The sequence below is a fragment of the Imperialibacter roseus genome (assembly GCF_032999765.1).
In the GTDB taxonomy this organism is placed as follows: Bacteria; Bacteroidota; Bacteroidia; order Cytophagales; family Cyclobacteriaceae; genus Imperialibacter; species Imperialibacter roseus.
Genome location: NZ_CP136051.1, coordinates 4792501 through 4816143, shown reverse-complemented (window position 1 = coordinate 4816143; position 23643 = coordinate 4792501). Strand labels below are relative to the sequence as shown.

At 45.0% G+C, this 23643-nt stretch carries 16 protein-coding genes and 1 tRNA gene (1 of these 17 only partly in view); 11 read left to right on the top strand and 6 right to left on the bottom strand.

Annotated features, from left to right (window positions below):
• Nucleotides 1-33 precede the first annotated feature (33 nt).
• The 5 genes from RT717_RS20385 to RT717_RS20365 all read left to right on the top strand — a co-directional run bounded on the left by RT717_RS20385 (nucleotide 34) and on the right by RT717_RS20365 (nucleotide 12358).
• Nucleotides 34-1959 carry an OmpA family protein gene (locus RT717_RS20385; RefSeq protein WP_317488196.1) on the top strand — a complete coding sequence of 642 codons (1926 nt, stop codon included), beginning with the start codon at nucleotides 34-36 and terminating at the stop codon, nucleotides 1957-1959.
• Nucleotides 1960-1986: 27 nt separating this feature from the next.
• Complete coding sequence (locus RT717_RS20380; protein WP_317488195.1) at nucleotides 1987-6051, top strand: T9SS type A sorting domain-containing protein; 4065 nt, start codon at nucleotides 1987-1989, stop codon at nucleotides 6049-6051.
• A gap of 262 nt (nucleotides 6052-6313) precedes the next feature.
• Nucleotides 6314-9619 carry a SusC/RagA family TonB-linked outer membrane protein gene (locus RT717_RS20375; protein WP_317488194.1) on the top strand — a complete coding sequence of 1102 codons (3306 nt, stop codon included), beginning with the start codon at nucleotides 6314-6316 and terminating at the stop codon, nucleotides 9617-9619.
• Between the two features lie 27 nt (nucleotides 9620-9646).
• On the top strand, nucleotides 9647-11380 hold the full coding sequence (locus RT717_RS20370; RefSeq protein WP_317488193.1) for a SusD/RagB family nutrient-binding outer membrane lipoprotein: 1734 nt from the start codon (nucleotides 9647-9649) through the stop codon (nucleotides 11378-11380).
• An 18-nt stretch (nucleotides 11381-11398) separates the two neighbouring features.
• Entirely contained in the window at nucleotides 11399-12358 is a 960-nt protein-coding gene (locus RT717_RS20365) for a hypothetical protein (protein ID WP_317488192.1), read from the top strand.
• A 202-nt stretch (nucleotides 12359-12560) separates the two neighbouring features.
• Here the strand turns inward: RT717_RS20365 and RT717_RS20360 are convergent, their stop codons facing one another.
• Nucleotides 12561-13823: a monooxygenase gene (locus RT717_RS20360; RefSeq protein ID WP_317488191.1), complete on the bottom strand. Its 1263-nt coding sequence runs from the start codon at nucleotides 13821-13823 to the stop codon at nucleotides 12561-12563.
• Between the two features lie 80 nt (nucleotides 13824-13903).
• Entirely contained in the window at nucleotides 13904-14869 is a 966-nt protein-coding gene (rfaD, locus tag RT717_RS20355; RefSeq protein WP_317488190.1) for an ADP-glyceromanno-heptose 6-epimerase, read from the bottom strand.
• A 114-nt stretch (nucleotides 14870-14983) separates the two neighbouring features.
• Here rfaD and RT717_RS20350 point away from each other — a divergent pair, with 114 nt between their 5' ends.
• Complete coding sequence (locus RT717_RS20350) at nucleotides 14984-15403, top strand: 6-pyruvoyl trahydropterin synthase family protein (protein ID WP_317488189.1); 420 nt, start codon at nucleotides 14984-14986, stop codon at nucleotides 15401-15403.
• A 47-nt stretch (nucleotides 15404-15450) separates the two neighbouring features.
• Complete coding sequence (gene lpxB / locus RT717_RS20345; protein ID WP_317488188.1) at nucleotides 15451-16569, top strand: lipid-A-disaccharide synthase; 1119 nt, start codon at nucleotides 15451-15453, stop codon at nucleotides 16567-16569.
• Here lpxB and clpX read toward each other — a convergent pair.
• The 4 genes from clpX to RT717_RS20325 form a co-directional block, all read right to left on the bottom strand.
• Nucleotides 16566-17798, bottom strand: coding sequence for an ATP-dependent Clp protease ATP-binding subunit ClpX (gene clpX, locus RT717_RS20340; protein WP_317492372.1), 1233 nt, complete (start codon nucleotides 17796-17798; stop codon nucleotides 16566-16568). The two genes, lpxB and clpX, sit on opposite strands and share 4 nt — an antisense overlap.
• Before the next feature lie 19 nt (nucleotides 17799-17817).
• Nucleotides 17818-18504: a ClpP family protease gene (locus RT717_RS20335; RefSeq protein WP_317488187.1), complete on the bottom strand. Its 687-nt coding sequence runs from the start codon at nucleotides 18502-18504 to the stop codon at nucleotides 17818-17820.
• Between the two features lie 85 nt (nucleotides 18505-18589).
• A complete protein-coding gene (tig, locus tag RT717_RS20330; protein WP_317488186.1) occupies nucleotides 18590-19924 on the bottom strand; it encodes a trigger factor in 1335 nt (444 codons plus the stop codon).
• Between the two features lie 76 nt (nucleotides 19925-20000).
• Nucleotides 20001-20082, bottom strand: a tRNA-Leu gene (locus RT717_RS20325).
• 95 nt (nucleotides 20083-20177) lie between these two features.
• Here RT717_RS20325 and RT717_RS20320 point away from each other — a divergent pair.
• The 4 genes from RT717_RS20320 to RT717_RS20305 all read left to right on the top strand — a co-directional run.
• Entirely contained in the window at nucleotides 20178-22400 is a 2223-nt protein-coding gene (locus RT717_RS20320; RefSeq protein WP_317488185.1) for a RelA/SpoT family protein, read from the top strand.
• A gap of 33 nt (nucleotides 22401-22433) precedes the next feature.
• Nucleotides 22434-22910 (top strand): Fur family transcriptional regulator, encoded by a 477-nt coding sequence (locus RT717_RS20315; protein ID WP_317488184.1) that lies wholly within the window; start codon nucleotides 22434-22436, stop codon nucleotides 22908-22910.
• Nucleotides 22911-22972: 62 nt separating this feature from the next.
• Nucleotides 22973-23317, top strand: a complete 345-nt coding sequence (locus RT717_RS20310; protein ID WP_317488183.1) for an STAS domain-containing protein — start codon at nucleotides 22973-22975, stop codon at nucleotides 23315-23317.
• 4 nt (nucleotides 23318-23321) lie between these two features.
• Nucleotides 23322-23643, top strand: the start of a protein-coding gene (locus tag RT717_RS20305; RefSeq protein WP_317488182.1) for an adenylosuccinate synthase. Its footprint extends 953 nt past the window's final position; only the first 322 of its 1275 coding nucleotides appear in the window; it begins with the start codon at nucleotides 23322-23324; its stop codon lies off the right edge, out of view.

Sequence of the window (23643 nt, the reverse complement as noted above, 5' to 3'; positions counted from 1 at the left end):
TTTTTATAATAGGATAATAGCTAATTTAGTGTGATGATACGATTTCTTTCTCTTTTGGTGGTAATACTTGTGTTGGGCATAACCGAAATGGCTGCTCAGTCGTCCTATACCACCGAAGATAAAAAGGCTATAAAATATTACGAACAATCGGCATTGCAGATCAGAGGCCGGGATTTCAATGGAGGCATCGAGTTATTGGAGAAAGCCCTGTTGCGTGACCCTGCTTTTATAGAGGCTCACCTGCGCCTTGCTTCAGCCTACAAAGTGCTTTTGAGATACGATCTCGCCGAGACACAATACAGGGAAGCACTGGCGGTGGACTCACTCAGCAAGTTGAACTTTGACACTTACTTTGCTCTTGGCCTGATGATTTATGACAAGGGCGAGTACAAGGAGGCAAGGAAATACCTCTCAAGGTATATTCAAACTAACCCAAACAATGCAGGAAGAGAGGGGTTGGCGATGGATTTGATCAAGAATATTGATTTTGCGCTCGACCTGATGAGCAAGCCTTTGCCGTTCAATCCAGAGCCCCTGCCAGCTCCACTGAACAAGTATGTAATGCAGTACTTTCCGGCTGTTACAGCTGATGGGAAGCAGCTTTTCTTCACAGTGCGAAAAGGCAATACGGCCAACGACGATGAGGATATTTATGTAACGAGGCAAAATGACGACGGCGCCTGGTCGGAACCCGAGCCTATTTCCGATCTGATTAACTCACAGAGGAACGAAGGAACCAGCTCTGTCTCTGCTGATGGCCGAATGCTGATTTTCACCTCCTGCCAGGCGCCGGGAGGCTTTGGTAGCTGCGACCTCTACTTTGTTCAGAAAGAAGGGGATACATGGGGCAAGCCTCAGAACATTGGCCAACCAATCAACTCTTCGGGCTGGGAGTCGCAACCATCGCTATCGGCTGACGGTCGCACACTCTATTTTGTCAGCGATCGAAAAGGAGGGCAGGGGAAAAGAGATATTTGGGTAAGCACACTGTCGGCCCGTGACAATTGGATGGAGCCCGTGAACCTCGGCCCTGTTATCAACACCGAAGGCGACGACCTGTCTCCCTTTATTCACGTCAACGGCCAGTCTTTGTATTTCTCATCCTCCGGGCACATGGGGCTTGGTAAGTACGACTTGTTTCTGAGTGAAAAAAACGGGCTTGAGTGGTCCCCGCCGAAGAACCTCGGCTACCCAATCAATACCAAAGACGATCAGGTGTCGCTGGTCATTACTTCTGATGGCACTAAGGCTTATTACTCCCACGAGGTTGTCGGAAACAACCGGGATTTTCAAAGCTCACTGTACACCTTTGATGTGCCCGAGGAAATTCGGGTGCAAAACAAAAGCAATTTTCTAACCGGCAGAGTAATGGACATTGAGACCAAAAAGCCGCTGGGGGCGTCCATAGAGATGTTCGACATCAATGATGCGTCGCTTAACTACAAAGTGACTTCCGACAAGGTGGATGGAAAGTATTTTGTTGTGCTTACCGAAGGGAAGGAATATTCTATTTACGTGACCCGCAAAGGCTATCTGTTTGAGAATCTTACCTTCAATTATCTTGAAAAAAAATCGAGGGAGCCTGAAGTCCTTGATATCTATTTGACGCCCATTAAAGCAGGAGCCACCTCGGTGCTCAAGAACATATTTTTCGACGTTGACCAATATGTCTTGAAAGAGAAGTCCAAAACAGAATTGGACGAGGTGATAAAGTTTCTGAAGGATAACGAGCAAATAAGAATGGAGATAGAAGGGCATACCGACAATACGGGCAGTACTTCTCATAATTCGGAACTGTCGACAAATAGAGCAAAATCTGTTTATGATTTTTTAATCAAGGCGGGAATCCCAAAGGAAAGACTTCAATATAAGGGGTACGGATCAACCAAACCCAAAGTTGACAACAGCACGGAAGCCGGGAAGCAGCTTAACCGAAGAATCGAATTCAGAATACTTTAGCACATTAGCCAGCATATGGGGATCAAAATGAATAGAGTTTTAACCGCAGGCCTCTGCCTTGTCGCCACATTGGCCGTCTTTTTAAAGCATCAGGAGCCTGTTTCAAATAAAATTCAGCCCAAACTTAGTATAGAACACCAAAGATTGCTCGACAAAATCAGCGAAGGAGGAGAGGGTGAAGAAAAGCAGGACGGCTATTCCAGATTTGCCGAATTCCACCAACTGCTGCGAACGCCAGATGGCAAGTCCGGCCCCGAATATGAGTTTAATTATAAGCTAAAGGAGCTGGAAAAGTCGACAGCCAGAATGGCTAATTTCAGAACGCTGGGAACAGTGCTCGACTGGAAGTCCAGGGGGCCTGGCAACATACCTGGTAGAACAAGGGCACTTCTTGTCATGCCCAACGATGCTGCAGGCAACACCTGGCTGGCTGGCTCAGCCGGTGGGGGTGTCTGGAAAACTACTGACAGCGGTGCCAGCTGGACAAATATGACGCCCGACTTGCCTAATCTGGCAGTGGCTACACTGGCGGTTTGTGCCACCAGCCCGGCAATTATTTATGCCGGCACAGGCGAAGGTTTTGGCAACCTGGACGGTATCGGTGGCGCAGGCATTTTTAAGTCGACCGACGGTGGTGTCAGCTGGGTGCAGTTAGCGTCAACGGTTGCCGACAATTCGTTCCGGGTGGTTAACAGGATCATTGTAGATCCAAACAACCCTAACCTGGTAATAGCCTGTGCAAATACATCAACCAATACGTTCAACACGGCCACCTCGGGAATCTTCAGGAGTACCGACGGCGGAACAACCTGGACGAAGGTGTACACCTCCGATGAGCCTGTTCAGCAGGTAATTGCGGCGCCTGGCGATTTTTCGGTACAGTATGCTGCCGTACGGGCTGTAGGAGTTTTAAAATCTACGGATGCAGGTGCTACCTGGTCAGCCACATCATCCAACCTTAAGTCCTCCGGAAGAATTGAATTGGCTGTGTCAGCAAAGAGCCATCTGAAAGTTGCTGCCTCAGTTGAAGGAAGCCTGAGTGGAGAGGCAGGCGCCGATCTTTTTATTAGTGAAGATGGCGGGACAAGCTGGGGTTATGCCTCTGAGAAGGACGACAACAACTTTGACTTTCTGGAACAGGGCGACTACGACAACGCCATCATGTTCCATCCTTTTCTCGACAATGTAGTCTACGTGGCGGGTGTCAACATCTTCAAATTCACTATCGACTCCTCCGCTCCATCTCTCATCAAGTCCGTTGAGAAGTTCGAAAAGACGGGTACTTCATCGTTTATCGATTTCACGCCCTTCAATGGCAACAACTTGCCCGGGCTGGAAATTGGTGACGTTGCCGCTGAGGAACTGGTGGATGTGGAAATAAGATTTGGGCCCGGCATCAACCAGCTCGCTGCCAGGTTCACAGTGAACAAGCAGGGCGCAGGTGTGCCAGCAGCCCAGTATCTGTACAAAGACTATGTGGAAGTCCCGTTTCAGGCATGGGATGTTACGAATAACAGGCAACTGATGGTGTCTTTTCGGGATCAGCAGGAGGACGGAGAATTCACACTGATTGGATCCAACACCGAAGGAGATGGTGGCACGCACAGCAGAGAATACCTTTTTGTTCATCTTTTGGATTATTCTACGACAGTAGACGCTGAAATCGCAAAAAATGGTGGTCATGAACACCAGATGGAACTCAACCTTTGGCCGGTGCTGGCGAGTGGAGGCGTCTGGAGCCCGAAGAACCTTCCCGATTCAAAATTGAATATCACATTTTCAAGTATCAGCAAGCTCAAAAAACAAGTCACTATTGTGGCCGACGGCTATGGGGAACACACCGAATTCTCTGGTGGGAGTGTCGTTAATCCTACTTCTTCTATTCATGTTGACCACCATTCATTGACAGCAGGCTCAATTTCCACCTCCGATTCCACCTTCAGGATAATTTCGAGCAACGATGGTGGCGTTTATCATTCAGCCATAAACAAAGACCCTGGCACGGCCAATGGAGATTGGACATTTTCAGGAACTGGCATGGTCACTGGTCAGTTTTACGGGGTAGATAAGCGACCAGGGGTGGATCAGTATATCGGCGGTCTTCAGGATAACTCGACCAACATTTCGCAGGAGGGCACCTCACCTGGCGGCAATGCGAGCTACACACGGGTGATTGGTGGCGACGGGTTCGATGCAGTTTGGAACTACGGAAATGCTGCGCAGGTAATTGGATCCGCTCAGTTCAATGCATTTTTTAAGTCTTCCAGCTTTGGTGCCCCTGGCAGCTGGACACCTGCCATCTCTGGCTTGCCTCAGGACGACACAGAGACTGATTTTCCGTTTTTTTCCAGACTGGGCAATGCAAAATCTGTCCCTGAAGTGCTTTTCTGCGTTGGCGTCAACGGTGTATACAGGTCAACCGACTTTGGCGATAAATGGGTGCCCAGCCAAATGGACGCCGACTGGTCATATAGAGGGTCGTTCACCAATGTCGAAGTTTCTCAGGCCAATTCAATGATCGTTTGGGCGGGAGGCGCCATGTCGTCCGCTCAAACCTTGCAAGTATCCACCGACAGGGGAAAAACTTTCAAAAAAGTGAATAACTACACAGGCAATGCGCAGCTCAAAGGTGTGATCACCGGGATTGCCACCCACCCTGCGGAAGACAGCACAGCCTATGTGCTTTTTTCATATGCTGGTTTGCCTAAAGTAGTAAGGACAACAGATTTGGGGCAAACCTGGCAGGATCTCTCAGGCTTCGAAAGTAGCGCCAATGGAGTTGCGGGCTTTCCGGACGTAGCGGTGTATTCCCTTTTGGTGTTGCCAAACGATCCTTCAGTGATTTGGGCGGGGACAGAAATTGGCATTTTCGAAAGTGCTGATGATGGCCAATCATGGATACGCCTGGCTGGTTTGCCAGCAGTTTCAGTTTGGGAAATGAAGGTGGTGGACGCCCAGGTGGTGATAGCCACGCACGGAAGAGGTATTTATACCGCACAGCTTTCCAATGTTCCAGAAGTAACAATGGCGCCGTTTATCCAATCGCTTGGCGTGAAGCCGTCCGGCCTTGTCAACCTGGAAGCCCAGCTGCGGTCGCCTTACGACAGCACCCAGGTGCTCGTAAATAGTCAGGTGATCAAAACGCTTGGCCCCAGTACTGGCGGAGCCACAAGCATTGACTTTTTTATTGATGGAGAAACTGAGATAGAGGTGGCTCTTCGTTCATTTAAGTCAGGCAAAGAGTATGTTTCTATTTCAAAATCTGCAGTTTCAGACCTAAGAGCTCCTTCATTGAGCTATTCCAACACCTTTGATGACCCTCTGGCGGCAAATGACTTTACGGGTAATGGCTTTTCCGTGGTTACGCCTGTTGGTTTTTTGTCGTCGGCTATTCACTCCAGGCATTCCTACGATGAAGACACTACATACATCTACAAACTGCTAACCCCCATCGTAATCAATGCCGAAAACCCAACCTTCAAGTACCGTGACATTGCCATTATCGAAACTGGCGAAACGGGAACTGTATTCGGTGATGATGAATTCTACGATTTTGTTGTCGTTGAGGGTTCGGTAGACGGAGTGGATTGGAAACCTATTGAAGACGGCTACGATGCGAGCTACAATGCTGCATGGCTGACCACCTATAGCAGCGAGGGCAAGGGCAATGAAGGGCTGTACGTACAACATACGGCTGATTTGCTCGACACTTTCAATGCTGGTGACACAGTCATCTTTCGATTCCGGCTTTTTTCAGATCAGCTTAGTAACGCCTGGGGCTGGTCCATCGACGACCTGAAAATTCAGACAGAAAGTAACAACACACTGACATCCACAGTTGATGGCCTTGACTCATGGAGCCTATACCCCAATCCGGCTGGTAATTTCGTCACTTTAGGGCATCCCGATAGAGACAGGGGAATGCTTGGTATAACTATTCTTAACATGGGTGGACAAAAAATGCTTCAAAAGGACGTGAATGTTATTTCAAAGAGTACGGAAGTTAATCTTACCACTTTAGAACCGGGCATTTATATGCTGATTGCCAATTTCCCCGACGGCGAAAAAAAATTCCGATTGCTGAAGGACTAAAAATTGATTATTCCAAGTTTACTTTTCTCAACATTCTCAAAATATTGTTCGGCGACCTCCCCCAATTTGCGTGATCTCGAAAAATTAAATTAAGCAAAACAGCATTTTATGTGGGTTTTGAAAATTTTACAACACTTGTTTTGATATAATGTGACGCCACGAAAGAATCTTAGATTTTTTTGAGATTTCAGCGAAAAACTTTAAGTTTGAGTTTACTTACAATCGAAAACTATTACCTATTTCCAACTTTAAACAAAACAGTATGAAGAGGATTCTACTACTATGTTTCATGCTGGTTTCAGTCTTCGTATCCGAAGTCTGGGCCCAAGACAGGGTGGTGTCAGGAACAATCACATCTACGGATGATGGTTCTTCTCTACCCGGTGTGAACGTTGTACTTAAAGGTACAACCGTAGGTACCATCACTGACATTGATGGTAACTACAAAATTAGTGTTCCTGCAGCAGGCGGAACGCTCGTATTTTCATTTATTGGTCTCACCACTCAGGAATCTGAAATTGGTGCTAGATCAGTTATTGATGTTGCAATGGCATCTGACGTTAAGCAATTGACCGAAGTAGTTGTAACAGCTGTGGGTATTGAGAGAGAAAAAAAGGCACTCGGTTATTCCGTAGCCAATCTTTCATCTGATCAGGTATCTCAGCGTGCTGAGCCAGATCCTCTGCGTGCTATGCAGGGAAAAATGCCAGGTGTTAACATTACAGGTGGTAACGGTGCTCCCGGTTCTTCTACCAAAATTAACATTCGTGGTATTTCTTCTATGACTGGTAACTCTCAGCCCCTATTCATTGTTGATGGTATTCCTTTCGACAACAGTGTAAACGGTAATGATGATCCAGGATCAAACACAGTTACATCTAACCGTGCATTTGATATTGATCCAAACAACATCGAAAGTATCTCTATTCTTAAGGGTGCTGCAGCGTCAGCGCTTTATGGTTCCAGGGCGACTAACGGTGTGGTTGTGATCACAACCAAAGCTAGCAAGAAGAACACCAAAAAGGGAATGGAGATTAGCTACAATGGTTCTGTTAACTGGCAGGAAATTTCCGGTATTCCTGACTATCAGGATGTGTACACGCAGGGATCTAACCAGGTGTACAACGGAGGTTTCATCGGTAACTGGGGTGCTCCTATGCCTGATTATGTTGATAAAATCAACGCTCAGTATGGAACCAATTATACTAAGACTTATTCTTTGTATCCTGACGGCTCACCTTATCCTGACGGTACGGCTAGTAACCCGATAAGCAACAGATACCCAGGCCTGTTTCCTGATTTGATGCAGGATTACACAATGCCTGACGGATCAGTTAGAAGCGTTTCAGCGCCCTACAAAATAGAGCCGCATGATATCATCGGTGGTTTCTTCGAAAAAGGCCGTGTAGTTGAGAACGGCGTAACTCTTTCATCTGGATCCGAAAAAGCTAGTATCAACACCGGTTTCTCAAGAATGAATCAGGAAGGTATCGTTCCTAATCAAACAATCGACAGAACCACTCTTTTCTTTGGTGGAAATGGTCAGCTTGATAATGGATTGTTCGTTTCAGGTACAGTGAACTATGTAAACACAAATCAGGTTTCTCCACAGTCAGGTGCAAGTGCATTCTCTGACTATTATGGTGGCCAAGCGACAAACTCAATTTTTGCTCGTTTGTTTTACCTCCCAAGAAACTTCGACTTGAATGGGTTGCCATTTGAACACCCTGTTGATGGTTCTAACATATTTTATAGAGCACTTGACAACCCACGCTGGATTGCCAAGAACAACCTTTATGAAAGTAATGTAAACCGTGTTTATGGAAACATTACTGCCGGTTACGATGTCACTGAGTGGTTCAACGTAACTTTAAAAGGTGGTGTTAACACTTACCACGACTTCAGAAGAGATGTGATAAGACCAGGTGGAATCTCGGTTCCGAACGGTGGCGTTACAACGGATGATATCTCAAATACTGAGCAGGATTATAACTTGATCATGACTTTCAGCAAGGATATCAATGAAGATCTTAGCTTCCGTGCTCTTGTAGGTATGAATGCCAATGAAAGAAGGTATTCAAGAAGAACGATTGGTGGCGCTAACGTAATCACAGCCAGCCTGTTGAAAACAAATGCAACTTCTACTCAAATTGTTCTAAGAGACTTTGACAGATTGAGAAGACTTATCGGTGTTTATTCTGATATCTCTTTGTCTTACAAAGATTATCTTTTCCTTAACGTAGTAGGCCGTAATGACTGGTCGTCTACACTTCCTCAGGGAGCAAACAACTATTTCTATCCTGGTGCAAGCCTTTCATTTGTGTTGAGTGATGCGGTGACAATGCCGTCATTCATCAACTTTGCAAAGTTGCGTGTAGCACAAACAAAAGTGGGTAGAGATGCCGACCCTTATCAGGTTAGAACTGTCTACGCATTAGGTCTGCCAATTGCGTCTCCCAGGTATTCAGGTGTTTTCAATACAGCAACTTTGGGTAACACCCTTGGAAACGCTACTCTTAAGCCAGAATTTACTGACGAGTTTGAGGTAGGTGCAGAAGCCAGGGTTTTGAACAACATCATTGGTTTGGACGTAACGTACTTCTCCAGAAGTTCTACTGACCAGATAGCCAGTGCTGCCGTTTCACGCTCAACTGGTTTTACTCAGGAGATTGTAAACATCGGAGAGTTGACTAATAAAGGTTGGGAAATCGGCCTTGACGTGACTCCAGTTAAGCTTTCGAATAGCTTTACCTGGAATTCTTACTTCGCATTCACTAAAATCAAGTCTGAAATTGTAGACGCCGGCCCAAGTGGTGAAATCTTCATCGGTGGTGCAGGTTCTACTTTTGGAACTATCCACAGAAACGGAGCTCCTTACGGACAGATTTTCGGAACGAGCAATGCAAGGGATGATGAAGGCAATATTTTGATTGACAAAAATACGGGTCTTCCTTTCCCAACACAGACTTCAGGAATCATCGGTGATCCTAACCCTGATTTTACACTTGGTTGGACAAACACATTCTCATTCAAGGGCATCACTTTGAAGGCGTTGATTGACTGGAAACAAGGTGGAGACTTCTACTCTTTCACTGCAGCTTCTTTGATGCTTCGTGGTCAGCTGGCAAACTCTGTTGATCGTGAAGGTTTGAGAGTGGTTCCCGGTGTTTATGGTAGCAATCAGACTTATGAGGCTGTATTGGATGAAAACGGCAACAAAATCAGAAACACTACGCCAATTACTGCATTCGACTCTCACTTCTCTAACGGATGGGGTGCTTACGGACAGGATGAAGTTAACGTGTATGATGGTACTGTAATTCGTCTGCGTGAATTAAGCCTTGGTTATTCATTGCCAAAATCTATTTTGGAGAATACACCGTTTGGAAGAGCTTCTATTTCGTTAACTGGTCGTAACCTTTGGTTCCGTGCGCCTAACGTATTGGAAGGTCTGAATCTGGATCCTGAACAATTGACAGCAACGTCAGACTCTAATCAGCAGGGATTCGAGTACGGAGCGACGCCTACAACTCGTCGTTATGGCTTCAATGTTTCACTTAGCTTCTAATTGAGGCTTTAATAACTGTATGAACATATGAAAAAATTACATAGAAAAGCTTTAGCTGCATTTATGTCGCTAATACTTTTGTTCTCTGTTTCTTCCTGCGACATTTTCGATTTAGATGTCAATACGGATCCGAACAACCCGTCACAAGCAGCAGTTGATCTTCTGTTGGCCAATGTGCTATCGAACATGTCTTCCTCGTTAGCTGGAGGATTCAATGGAGCATCTACGGGTTTTATGGCGCAAACAACTGCAAATGATGATTTTAACTTCAGCAATGCGTCATGGAATGGTACTTGGAATTTTCTCTACAGCGGACCTCTCAAGGATCTTAACGAGTTGGTTCTGGCTGCAGAAGCCCAAGGAAACAATCCTCGTTACCTTGGGATTGGTCAGGTACTGAAGGCATACTACTTCAGCACTATGGTAGATTTCTTTGGAGACGTGCCTTACACGGAAGCGTTTCAGGGTGATGCTGATAGTCCAATCAAAGAGCCAGCTTATGATGACGATGCTGCCGTTTATGCCGACTGTTTAAGTCTGCTTGACAAGGCCATTGCCAACTTTGCACTAACAAGCACGGTTGCTGTAAGAGGTGACCTCATCTACAACGGCAACATGACTCGTTGGAGAAAACTAGCTAAAACTATGAAGTTGAGGCTGCTACTTCAAACAAGGAACGTTAGCGATGTAGCTGGTCAGATTCAGGCACTTGTTACAGAGGGTGACTTGATTACCAGTTCAGCTGATGATTTTCAGTATGAGTTTCCAACTGCTGTTACGCCCGATTTTAGGCATCCATGGTACCAGGCTGCATACGCTGGTGGAGAGGCTGGGTTTAGCTATTTTGGACACCAGTTCATGTACGAGATGTTGTTGAATGGTGATCCCAGGTTCCCTTTCTACTTTCATCGTCAGACTTCAAATGTGCTAAATCCTGACGATCCGACTGACAAGCAGACGATTCCTTGCTCTCAGAGAACGGATTGTACTTATGGATACTTTGTATTGAATCCTAATATTACCAATGCTTTGTTTGGGTCAGACCCAGACGGTCTTTCTTCATCTGAAGAGGCTTATTTGGCTGGTATATTCGGGAGGGACAGAGCTGATCCATCAGGTATTCCGAATGACAACCCTATCAGAACTATCCCTGGCTCTTATCCATCCGGTGGTGTGTTTGACGCTACGGCTGGTTCAGGCGGAGGCAACAAGGGCTCTAGCGTAGGCTACTTTCCTATGCTAACAAGCTGGATGACGAAGTTCTATCTTTTGGAAGCGTCTATCACCTTGGGAACAGATATCTCTAAGGTAGCTGCAAGCGAATCTGCGCTGCTTAACTCGGCATTGACCGATCAGATGAACAAAGTTTGGGATTTTGGTTCTCGTGGTCAAACTGTAGCTGCTGATGAGTCTACTTGGGGTACGGCTTATAGCTGGCCAATTACTTTCAAAACAAGAGCTGCTCTTAGGGCTGAGGTCATCGCCGCTTACCCTACAGGCGGAACTCCAAACGCCAGGCTTGCCTATGTGCTGAAACAAGCTTGGTTTGCTAACTTCGGGAATGGTATTGAGCAGTATAATGCCTTCCGTAGAACAGGGCTTCCAGCTGATATTCAGACACCACTTCAGTTGCCACGTCAGTTTGCGCTACGTTTCCCGTATGCGCAGGATGAACTTAACCTGAATAGCAAAACTCCGGTTATCATTTATGACAATCCTTCGGCTGCAGTGTTCTGGGATACACTTAAGTTTCAGTTTTAATTAGTTAATTAGACAATTATGAAAAAACTAAATAAATATATCCTGGTATTACTGGCGATGGTTGTTGTTATACCTGCCTGTAAGGACGAGGATTTGGTGATACTGCCCGAATGGGAATCAGCTGTCAATGCGTACACAGTTGTAGCTGATGGCTCAAAAGGTGACTTTCTAAGTGGAGACGCTAGTCAGGACATTACTTTTGATATGCTGTGGAACTCTATTGACGGTAAAAATACAGTAACTAAAATAGAGATTTTTGCATATTTCAGCGAAGCTTACACTGATCCTGATGGTAACCCTGCCGTAGCAAACTATGGTGGTGCGGATGGTGTGTCGTTCCTGACTATAGAAGGAGCTGCAGTGCCTGCTAACAAGGTGACAACGTCATTCACTATTTCTCAGGATGATATGTATGAGATGTTTAAGGACTCTTCCTTTGACTACGATAAGGACGGCACAGCTACTCCAGTTTGGAGTAACCCTGATAAGCCTAATAGAAAGGCCAGCAGCACAAACTTTAAGTTTGTACCCGGCGACTCTTTCTCAATTCGTTGGGAGTTGACTACTGCTGATGGTAGGTTGTTTGATTCATGGTCTCCTTCAGTTTGTACTGAATTTCCTGGATCCAACTGCTCATATGCCTGGGCGATCGTTTGTGCAGCTGAAATTTCCAAGCCAGTAGGTGACTGGTCATTCCAGTTGACTGACACGTACGGCGATGGTTGGCAGGGAGGCTATATCAGCGTTCTTGTTGATGGTGCTGAAGCTGCGCAGGTGAAAATACCTGACGGTGGTGGTTCGTCGGGAAGTGCAACTGTAAATGTTCCTGCAGGAACCACATCACTTTCCTTTGAGTGGAGCGACGACTCCTATAACAGTGAGTGCGTGTTCAAAATTATTTCGCCAAGCGGAAACGTGGTTGCCGACGTTTCGAACCCTTCTGCTGGTAAAATTAAATTGGACCTTTGTAGTGAATAATTGAATTTTAAATATTCATCTAAAAGCCACCCAAGGTCTTGGGTGGCTTTTTTTGTGCCTCTTCTGTGATTGTTTTGGGCAGTTTGTTAACTGAATGTGACGACGTTAGACTTCATCCCGTAGTTAGTGAAGAGGATGTTCGGAAGGCCGAAGAGCATCTATACAATGGAGAGGGAATTGGATCGAAATCTTGCTGGCGCTCCTACTTTTCGATGTAATATAGAACGAGATTCATCATTTCGCTGGTTGTATTCCAGCCGTATTGTACATCCCTGGGTGGGAATGTTGGATTGGCGGGATTTCCTGCTGTGTTGTCGTAGGAAGCTTCCACTTTAATAATCGAGCCTTTTGGTATTTGCACCAATTCTTTGAATTGATAGCTGGTCTGCCAGTTAAAATCCCACTTGTTTATTCGTATTAAAGGTATTTCAGTTTTTTCCGGAGTAATGGCATAAGCCTTAAAAGAACTGCCCAGATAATGCATGTGGGGCATCACTGCAATCACTTCAATTGTGGTGTCTAGCAGATAGACGGCCTCGAAATACGGCTTGGTATTTTTAGGAATTAGAAATCGGTTATTCAGGATGTATTCTTCCGTAATAGTAATGGTTTTAACCTCCTTTTCTATTTTTCCTTGGGCCAGGTATAAATTGATAACAGAAAGATCCTCTTCTTTTACAGAGGAAGGTGCGTAATGTATGTTGAGGATCAGGTCAACATCCTTATTGATCTTCTTACCGGTTCCTTTGGGAAAGAAGATGGGGAAGTTGCCAGGTACCCAACCGTAAAGAAACCTGTCAAGAGGAGGATATTTGTTGAATTGCCAGATGGTTGAATCGTTGGCCGAGAGGCCTTCAATATGCCGAACCATATGGCTGGTGTCCGTCATAATGCGGCTATGGTGAACCAGCCTTTTGTTGCCAGGAACAAACTCAATTGCTTCAAGGTAGGTGTCCTCGGCAAGGTGGGTGGGGATGTTGAAAAACCTATAGTCGTCTTTTCCGGCATCACTAATCATAAAGGGACTGCGCATGGCAAAGCTTAGGTCAGGTTTGCGTTCTGGATATGGACCCGTAGGCACATCAATCGATTGCGCATCCTTTTTGTCTCCTTCTTTTTTTCCTTGCGTTACCCAGGTTTGTATGGTAGCTATTTCCTCGCTGGTAAGCAAACGCTCGTTTAGGTAAGTTTGATACGAAGGATCGGCTTGCCAGGGCGGCATATATCGTGTTTTGGTAACATACACAATAAAATCTGCCTTGTTCGATACATCATGGTAAGTGATAAGATTAAATGGCCCGGCTTTCCCCGGCTGATGGCACGGAGTGCAATTTTGGTGAATGATCGGAGCTATGTCTTTGTGGAAAGTCAGTGCCTCACTCTTCTGCGCAGATAAAGTATTGCATTGGAGGGCAATAACGAGAATTGCTTGAAGGAGCTTAATTAAAAGTACTTCTTTCCTCATGAATAGGGAGCTCGGTTGATAATAAGCCTGTCCATTAAAACTACTATATTATTTTATCACCAGATGGTAAAAGCCGACGTTTAGTAGTATGTGCTTTTGGATAGATAGCCTTTTACATAATCCACAACCCCACTTTCCAACTCTGTAAATGGCTGATCATACCCGATAGATCTTAGTTTAGTCATGCTGGCCTCAGTAAAGTACTGATACTTGTCCCTGATGTCCTCAGGCGTGGGTATGAACTCAATCTCAGGCTTTTTTTCCAGTGCGTTGAACACTGCCAGCACCAGGTCTTTAAATGTTCTCGCACGGCCAGACCCAAGGTTGTAAATGCCACTGTCCTTCCTGTGGTGCATCAGAAACAGGCAAATGCTGCACACATCCATCACATACACAAAGTCACGCATTTGTTCACCGTCTTTGTAGGCTGGATTGTGCGACTGGAAAAGCTTCATTTTGCCTGTTTTCTCTATTTGATGGTAGGCATGAAGGATCACAGAGGCCATTCTTCCTTTGTGGTATTCATTGGGGCCGTATACATTGAAGAACTTGAGGCCGGCCCAAAAGAACGGTTTCTTTTCCTGTTGCAATACCCAGATATCAAATTCATTCTTCGACTCACCGTACGGGTTCAATGGTTTGAGCTCGGAAAGCCTCGATTCATCGTCGTCGTAGCCAATTTCCCCCAGGCCATAAGTAGCGGCCGACGACGCATACACCAGCGGAATTTGATACAGCGTACACAACTCAAAAACCTTTTTTGAATAGTTTGTATTCAGCTTCCAAAGAAGCTCCCGGTCAAACTCGGTAGTGTCTGTGCGTGCTCCCAGATGAAAGATGAATTCTATCTGCTTTTGATTATTCTCGATCCAGCCGAAGAAGTCATCCCTGTCCACACGTTCTATTATTTGCTTCTCTTGGAGGTTTTTGTTCTTCTCTTCGTTGGAGAAATCATCAACAGCCACAATGGCCCGGAAACCCTTCTTGTTCAGGCTTGAAATAAGGCAGCTTCCAATAAAGCCAGCAGCACCAGTTACTACGATCATTCAGAGTTATTTTGCCCAAATATAGGGCTAAATAGCAGGCCAATAAAGCCTAAAGACTGAAAGCCTGCGTAACACGCACACATTCTTCTTATATTTGCGAAAATTTGTTGGGGAATGATTTACGTAAGCAGGAAGGAACATTTTAACGCAGCTCATAAGCTATACAATCCGGCATGGTCAAAGGAGAAAAACGAAACGGTTTTTGGCCCCTGTGCCAACGAAAATTGGCATGGGCATAATTTTGATTTGATCATAACAGTCAAAGGAATGCCCGATCCGGAAACAGGCTTTGTCATTGACCTTAAGAAGTTAAGTACGCTTATTCGCTCAAGGGTGATTGAAAGGGTGGACCACAAAAACCTTAACCTGGATGTTGATTTTCTTGAGGGGAAAATGGCGAGCTGCGAGAACATAGTTTTTGAGTTCTGGAAGATACTCTTTCCGGGAGTCAAAGAAATTGCGCCAAACGCAACTTTGCATGCCATCAAGCTTTACGAGACGCCCCGCAATTACGTAGAGTATTTTGGAGAATAGCATCCTTTGCCTGCGATACACTCACTAACCACCCAAACCCGGACCGAATGAAGTATTTTTTGATTGCAGGAGAGAGGTCTGGAGACTTGCATGGATCTTTTCTAATCAATTACTTAAAGAAACTCGACCCCGAAGCGGAAATAGTCGGGTGGGGTGGCGACTACATGGAAAAGGCGGGAGGCACTATCCTCAAACACTATCGGGAGCTGGCCATCATGGGGTTTTGGGAGGTGATCAAAAACCTGAGAACCTTGGCCAGACTTCAAAAAGAGTGCAAAAACAGCATTTTGGAATTCAATCCGGATGCAGTGATCTTTATCGATTACCCGGGGTTCAACCTGAGAATTGCTGCCTTCACCAGGGCAAAGGGTTTTACCAATTTCTACTACATTTCTCCTAAAGTATGGGCGTGGAACCAAAAGCGGGCGTATAAGCTGAAGCGGCTGATCGATAGGCTTTTTTGCATTCTTCCATTTGAAGTGGAGTTTTTTAAAAGGTATGAGTTTGACGTCTCCTATGTGGGAAATCCTCTGAAGGAGGCTATTAAGTCATATGATTTCAACGAGCAGTTTTTAGCTGCCTGGGCGGGCAAAAAAGTGATCGCTGTGCTGCCGGGAAGTCGGGCGCAGGAGGTAGCCAATGTGGTGGAAATGCTCAAGCAGATAGTGCCGGCAAAGCCAGAGTTTCATTTTCTGGTGGCAGCAGTCGACAACCTTCGTGATAGCGCCTACGAAGCACTAAAACATAGCGGGGGAAACGTAGAGCTGGTTTACAACAAGACTTATGAAATCCTCAAACTAGCCGAGGCCGCTATTGTAACCTCTGGCACTGCCACCCTCGAAGCAGCCTTGTTAAAAGCACCGCAAGTTGTTATTTATCGAACAAGTGGTATTTCCTACGCCCTGGCCAAGAGGCTTATTAAAGTGCCTTTCATTTCTTTGGTCAACCTGATTGCAAATAAGGAGGTAGTAAGGGAGCTGATACAGGACGAAATGTCACCAGATAATGTGCTAAAAGAGCTCAACTCCATCGTCTCCGATAGCAACGGACATAAAAAGGCGATGTTGCAAGGCTACGATTTAGTAGACACGATTATTGGTGAACAGAACGCTCCGGAAGAAGCCGCCAGGGAAATGACATCTTTCTTGAAACAAAAAAAGGCCTAAGCGGCCTTTAGTCTTTTGAACTTCGATTTGTTCATTTTCTCTTCAGCGTAATCCTTGCTGATAACCAGTTTCTCTACATCCTTCGATGATGGAATTTCAAACATCGCATCGTTAACAATTACCTCGCAGATAGATCTCAGCCCCCTTGCGCCAAGCTTAAATGCCACGGCTTTGTCAACGATAAAGTTCAATACTTCGTCGTCAAACTCAAGCTCCACACCTTCCATCGCAAACAGTTTCTTGTATTGTTTGGTCAGGGCGTTCTTAGGAGAAGTAAGTATTTTTTTGAGTGTCTCCTTATTTAAAGGATCCAGGTAGGTGAGTACCGGCATACGACCGATAAGCTCCGGGATCAAACCATAAGACTTCAAATCCTGCGCCGTGATGTATTGCAGAAGGTTATCCTTGTCAATAAAAACATCGTCTTCCTTGTCAGCGCCAGCAGCAAAACCAACGGGTCTTGTTGTCATCCTCGAAGAAATCATTCTGTGAATGCCGTCAAAGGCGCCGCCGCAAATAAACAGGATGTTTTCTGTGTTCACTGTGATCATTTTTTGGTCGGGATGCTTCCTTCCTCCCTGAGGCGGCACATTCACTTGTGTTCCTTCGAGTAATTTTAGAAGCGCCTGCTGAACACCCTCTCCGCTCACGTCACGGGTAATAGATGGGTTGTCCGATTTTCTCGCAATCTTGTCAATCTCGTCTATGTAAACGATCCCTCTTTCGGCCGCTTCCACGTCGTAGTTGGCAGCTTGCAGCAACCTCGTCAGGATACTTTCAACATCCTCTCCCACATAGCCCGCCTCAGTCAGTACCGTAGCGTCAGCGATGCAAAAAGGCACCTGCAAAATTTTGGCCAGAGAACGGGCCAGGTAGGTTTTACCTGTCCCTGTTTCTCCCACCATTATGATATTAGACTTTTCTATAACAATATCATCATCCGTTTTTTCCTGCGTCAATCGCTTATAGTGATTGTACACTGCCACGGAAATAACCTTTTTGGCTTCATCCTGGCCCACAACAAACTCATCAAGGTGATTCTTGATCTCAATAGGCTTGATGAGGTTGAACTTTGGCTTCGCTGTGCTCGTCCTTGTTTTTGTTTCTTCTTGCAAAATTTGCTGAGCCTGCGAAATGCATTTATCGCAGATATGAGCATGTATACCTGAGATCATCAGGTCGACATCCTTTTTGTTTCTCCCACAAAATGAGCAAGTTACTTGGGCCATCTTATCTTCCAAAAGTACTTTATTTAGATGATTTTCTCTGTAAAACTTCGTCAATTAAACCATACTCCTTCGCTTCGGTTGGTCTCATCCAGTTATCCCTGTCCGAATCCTTCTCCACTTGTTCGTATGGTTTGCCAGTATGGTTCGAAAGAATGGTGTACAAATCCTTCCGTAACTCCTGCATTTGTCTCAGTGTAATCTCCATGTCCCTGGCCTGCCCTTGCATGCCGCCGCTCGGCTGGTGGATCATGATCCTTGCATGAGGCAATGCGGAACGCTTGTTTTTAGCACCGCCGGCCAACAATACTGCACCCATTGAGGCAGCCATGCCCGTGCAAATAGTGGCCACATCAGGGGTCACATATTGCATAGTGTCATATATACCCAGGCCCGCATAAACCGAACCCCCAGGGCTGTTCACATATAGCAGAATGTCTTTCTTTGCATCTACAGACTCCAGAAACAACAACTGGGCTGTGATAATATTACCGATATTTTCTTCTACCTGCATGCCGAGGAAAATGATCCTGTCCATGATCAGGCGGGAAAAAACATCTATTTCTGCAAATCTTGTTGGTCTTTCTTCGATAACCGACCGGGTCATATTTTCTACTCTGCTTGCATATTGATCGAAAACAGAGCCCGAAATCCCCTGGCCTTTCACTGCGTATTTCCTAAATTCTTCTTTTGAAAGCTCTTTATACATTTGACGTATTGTTAATGGGTTGACACAAAAATAAAAAAAAAGCCCTTCTGTGAAAGGACTTCAATTTAACCCAAAAAGTTGGTTCTTAGTTCATAGGCAGGTCACGGAAATCATCAAGACTAACTTCCTTCGACTTAATCGTCACCTGTGACTTGATGTACTCCATTACTTTCAGCGTTTGAACCTGATTGTGAACTTTCATGTAGTTGTCACCATTCTCCCCCTGAAGGTAGTTGTTAACAAACATATCAATGCTCGATTCAAACTGAGACCCCATGCCACTGCCGGCAAGCTGCCTTCTGATCAACTTTCTGGCCTCTTCCATCACATCCTCGTGCTCTATTTTCAAATCCTGATCCTTGCTGATTTTGTTTCTTATAAGAGACCACTTCAATTCTTTGGTATAGGCATCAAATTCTTTCTCGATATCTTCCGGAGTCAATTGCCCTTCATTCGTTCTCAGCAACCAGCTTTTCAAAAAGCTATCCGGAAGCTCAAGTTTCGTGTTTTTGATCAGCTCATTTCTGATTGATCTGTCAAGGAACATGTCTGTTTCTTGCTGGTAGTTTTCAGAAATGGTTTCTTTTATTTTTTGCTCAAACTCTTCGTTTGACTTAACGGCGTCTTTGCCAAACGTCTTATCAAACAATTCCTGATTGACCTCGGCTTTAGCCACACGGCTGATATTTTTTACTTCAAAAGTATATTTGCCCTTCAGTTTCTTAGCCTCATCTTTGGTAATGCCAAGAGCGATGGCCAAATCTGATTCTTCTTTGAAAAGCTTCTTGATATCCACCTCAACAATAGCTCCTTTGGCCAGGCCAACTAGTTTTTTCGCCTCTTTTGGCGAAAGTTTGTCGGCATACAGCACAATGCTTTCCTCTTTAGCATCATCTTCAGCATTCAGAACACCGAAAAGGTTGTCTCCCTCGGCTGCAATTTCCTGATCGGTGGTTTCGCCGAACTGGTTCTTTAGGTTCTCAACTGTTTCCGCAATTAGCTTCTTATCAACTTTGATCGAGTACGAAGTCACGCTGACCTTTTTGGAGAGGTCAATCGAGAATTCATCAACCAACCCGACATTGTATTCAAACTCAAAATCCTTTTGCACATCCCAGTCAATGTCTTGCGCCTTTTCAACATTGGGAAGAGGTTCGCCAATGATCTCCAACTTGTTGTCCTTGATGTAATCTGACACTTTGTGAGAAAGCATATGGTTCACTTCATCCACAAGAATTGACTTGCCATACATTTTGCGAATCATGCCCTGAGGCACCTTCCCTGGGCGGAAGCCTTTAATGGAGGCCTTGCGACTATACTCCCTTATTTTTTCTTCAACTTTGGGTTGATAATCAGTTTCTGAAACCTTAATTTTAATTAGGGCTTCTGTCTTAGTAATCTTGTCGAGTTGAATATCCAATGTTGTAGAATTTTGTTGAGTCAATCCAATATAAAAAAACCCTCTCAGCAATTGCGTAGGAGGGTTTGTTTTTTAGTGCGGGTGGAGGGACTCGAACCCCCATGCCTTGCGGCGCTAGATCCTAAGTCTAGTGCGTCTACCAATTTCGCCACACCCGCTTTTGAAAACGGAATGCAAATGTAGAGAAATATTTTGTTTTGTCAACGTGTAGTAACAAAAATTTGTTTAAATAGGTATTCGTTAATAAAGTAACATGCAGGCGGTAGATATTGAGGAAGAGAAGCGGGAAATAATTCAGAGGTACAGGCGCTTGCTGCGACTGGCAAAGCCACTTCTGAAAGACGGAGATGCCAAGCTAATCAAGAAGGCATTTAATACCTCTATGGAAGCCCATAAGGAAATGAGGCGGAAGAGCGGTGAGCCGTATATTTTTCATCCCCTATCGGTGGCGCAGATTTGCGTGGAAGAAATTGGTCTGGGTACCACGTCTATTGTGGCAGCCTTGCTGCATGACGTGGTGGAGGACACCGACACTAGTATTGCTGATATTGAGCGTGAGTTTGGCCCAAAGATCGCCAAAATCATTGATGGACTCACTAAAATATCCGGTGTTTTCGAATATGGTAGCTCTCAGCAGGCCGAAAACTTCCGAAAAATGCTTCTCACCCTTTCGGAAGATGTGAGAGTAATTCTCGTGAAGCTGGCCGACAGGCTACACAACATGCGAACGCTTGGTAGCATGCCTCGCAACAAACAACTGAAGATTGCTTCTGAAACAATTTATCTATACGCCCCACTGGCTCACCGACTGGGACTGTACACAATCAAATCTGAACTCGAAGACTTAAACCTCAAATTTACCGAGCCCGATACTTATAAGTCTATTGCCAATAGTATCAGCCAAACCAGAGCGTCCAGAAACAAGTACATCAGATCTTTTGTGAGGCCAATTCAATCGGCCATCGAAAAATCTGGTTTGACAGTGGAAATCAAGGGCCGCCCCAAATCGATATACTCTATATATAATAAAATGCGCAAGCAGAACATCCCCTTCGAGGAAGTGTATGACCTGTTTGCCATCCGAATCATTATAGACACTGAATACGAAAACGAAAAGGCCGCTTGCTGGCAGGTTTACTCTATTGTTACCGACTACTACCAGCCCAACCCCGACAGACTTCGTGATTGGATTTCTACATCGAAAGCGAACGGCTATGAGTCTTTGCATACTACAGTTATGTCCCACCATGGCAACTGGGTGGAGGTGCAAATCAGGTCTCGCAGAATGGACGACATTGCCGAAAAAGGATATGCAGCTCATTGGAAATACAAAGAGAATAAATCAAACCCACAGGAATCCGGCCTGGAGCAGTGGATCACCCGTGTGAGGGACATGCTGGAGCAAAACGATTCCTCGGCTATTGAGTTTGTCGATGATTTCAGATCCAACCTCTTTCAGGAAGAAGTTTTCGCCTTCACCCCGAAAGGTGATTTGAGAACATTACCACATGGAGCCACTGCGCTTGACTTCGCCTTTGATATACACACCCAAATTGGCGCACGTTGCATCGGGGCAAAGGTGAATCAAAAGCTTGTACCTTTAAATCATGTGCTAAAAAATGGAGACCAGGTTGAAATCCTGACTTCCAGCAAGCAGAAACCAAATGAAGGCTGGCTGAGGCTCGTGGTTAGCTCAAAAGCCAAGTCAAAAATCAAGGATCTTCTAAAAGAAGAGAGGAAAGCCGCCGCCGAAGGAAAAGAAATAGTGCTTCGCAAACTGAAGCAAATGAAGTTGACCCTTTCTAGCGAAATCCTGGACCAGTTGGTTGCATACTTTGGTGCCAAAACGCCTTTGGAATTTTTCTTTGAGGTAGGCAAAGGCAAGATCGACTCAAAGGACATCAAGAGATTCAAGGACTTTAAGGAAGGGAATGTCCAAAAGAATGGTCATAAAATTCAGGACGCCCGTGCCTTTGAAAAGCAGATCACTGAAGTAAAAGGCAAAGACCACGACCTGCTGCTGATCGGCGAGGACATGGATGTGATTGACTACAAATTTTCCAAATGCTGTAATCCCATCCCTGGTGATGAGGTTTTTGGCTTTGTCACAGTCAATGAAGGCATCAAAATCCACCGCACGTCTTGCCCTAATGCACCTGAGCTTTTGTCCAATCACGGTTACCGGGTAGTGAAGGCAAAATGGGCGTCTCAGCAGGCGATTGCTTTCCTTACGGGGCTGAAAATTACCGGCACCGACAGAATGGGAATGATCAACGATATCACCAAAGTAATATCCGACGAACTCAAGGTGAACATGAGGTCGATAACTATTGACACCGACAATGGGATTTTTCAGGGTGGAATTAAGTTATATATCCAGGACACGAAACATCTTGACACCCTGATTCGGAAACTCGAGGAAATTAGTGATGTTTACAGCGTCTCCAGATACGATGACTTAGAGCAGCTTGACTAAGCCAGCTTTTACTATATTTGTGACTTTGAAAGTATGGTACTCAACGAAAAAATATTCTCAGAGGTAAAAAAGATATTTACAGCTTACCTCGAAAAAAAGGAGCTGAGGAAGACTCCCGAACGTTTTGCTATCCTGGAAGAGATTTATTCCAGGGGTGGCCACTTTGATGTTGAATCTTTATACATAAGTATGAAGAACAAAAACTACAGAGTGAGCAGAGCCACGGTATACAATTCGCTTGACTTACTTGTTGAATGCGACTTGGTCTCAAAACATCAGTTTGGACAAAACATGGCCCAATACGAAAAATCATATGGCTACAAGCAACACGATCATTTGATTTGTACCGAATGTCACAAGGTAATGGAGTTTTGCGATCCAAGAATCCAGAATATTCAGAATACCGTCGGCGACTTGTTGCACTTCGACGTCATGCATCATTCTCTCATCCTATATGGCAACTGTACGAATGCCTCTTGCGGCAACAGAGAAGAGCTGGCCAAAACATAAAAAGCGTAAAATTTACTTTCTAATTTTTAAACTGAGCTTTCTCCTTATATAATTGCGCCTGAATGAAATACACACATAACATAAGCGATAAAATACTTCATCTCCATTTTGAAGGCGACTTGATCGGCGAAAACAACGGAGCCGAGTTGGTAGAGATAGTCAAAGATGCTATCGATAAACAGGTCAGCCTTTGTGCGCTTTACATAGAAGATGTCAGGTATATCAACAGTAGTGGTATAGGCGTTCTGATAACGATACTTACAAAATTCAGAAACAAGGGTGGAGAGGTAGTGCTTGTTAATCCTTCTGACCATGTCAAAAAGCTACTGGTGATCACAAAGCTCAATGCTATTTTTTCTATAGTAGACAGCGAAACGGAGGCAATAGAAAAACTTAAAAAATCTTAAAAAAATGGCGGTAGATGTACTTTTGGGCCTTCAGTGGGGAGACGAAGGTAAGGGAAAGATTGTGGACGTTTTGGCGCCCAAATACGATGTAATCGCCAGATTTCAGGGTGGACCAAACGCAGGTCATACTTTGGAATTCGATGGCATCAAGCACGTACTCCATCAAATTCCATCTGGAATCTTCCATAGCTCCATAATCAATATCATAGGCAATGGCGTGGTGCTCGACCCTATCATATTCAAGAAAGAAGTAGAGGCTTTGTCGAAATATAATGTTGACATCAATGGACGGCTCTTTATTTCAAAAAAGGCTTCTCTTATTCTCC

Coding starts and splice junctions, on each gene's coding strand:
- RT717_RS20310 (WP_317488183.1), top strand. CDS start 22,973: ATGAAATACACACATAACATAAGCGATAAAATACTTCATCTCCATTTT.
- RT717_RS20385 (WP_317488196.1), top strand. CDS start 34: ATGATACGATTTCTTTCTCTTTTGGTGGTAATACTTGTGTTGGGCATA.
- RT717_RS20320 (WP_317488185.1), top strand. CDS start 20,178: ATGCAGGCGGTAGATATTGAGGAAGAGAAGCGGGAAATAATTCAGAGG.
- RT717_RS20350 (WP_317488189.1), top strand. CDS start 14,984: ATGATTTACGTAAGCAGGAAGGAACATTTTAACGCAGCTCATAAGCTA.
- RT717_RS20315 (WP_317488184.1), top strand. CDS start 22,434: ATGGTACTCAACGAAAAAATATTCTCAGAGGTAAAAAAGATATTTACA.
- RT717_RS20375 (WP_317488194.1), top strand. CDS start 6,314: ATGAAGAGGATTCTACTACTATGTTTCATGCTGGTTTCAGTCTTCGTA.
- RT717_RS20335 (WP_317488187.1), bottom strand. CDS start 18,504: ATGTATAAAGAGCTTTCAAAAGAAGAATTTAGGAAATACGCAGTGAAA.
- clpX (WP_317492372.1), bottom strand. CDS start 17,798: ATGGCCCAAGTAACTTGCTCATTTTGTGGGAGAAACAAAAAGGATGTC.
- rfaD (WP_317488190.1), bottom strand. CDS start 14,869: ATGATCGTAGTAACTGGTGCTGCTGGCTTTATTGGAAGCTGCCTTATT.
- RT717_RS20365 (WP_317488192.1), top strand. CDS start 11,399: ATGAAAAAACTAAATAAATATATCCTGGTATTACTGGCGATGGTTGTT.
- RT717_RS20370 (WP_317488193.1), top strand. CDS start 9,647: ATGAAAAAATTACATAGAAAAGCTTTAGCTGCATTTATGTCGCTAATA.
- lpxB (WP_317488188.1), top strand. CDS start 15,451: ATGAAGTATTTTTTGATTGCAGGAGAGAGGTCTGGAGACTTGCATGGA.
- RT717_RS20360 (WP_317488191.1), bottom strand. CDS start 13,823: ATGAGGAAAGAAGTACTTTTAATTAAGCTCCTTCAAGCAATTCTCGTT.
- RT717_RS20380 (WP_317488195.1), top strand. CDS start 1,987: ATGAATAGAGTTTTAACCGCAGGCCTCTGCCTTGTCGCCACATTGGCC.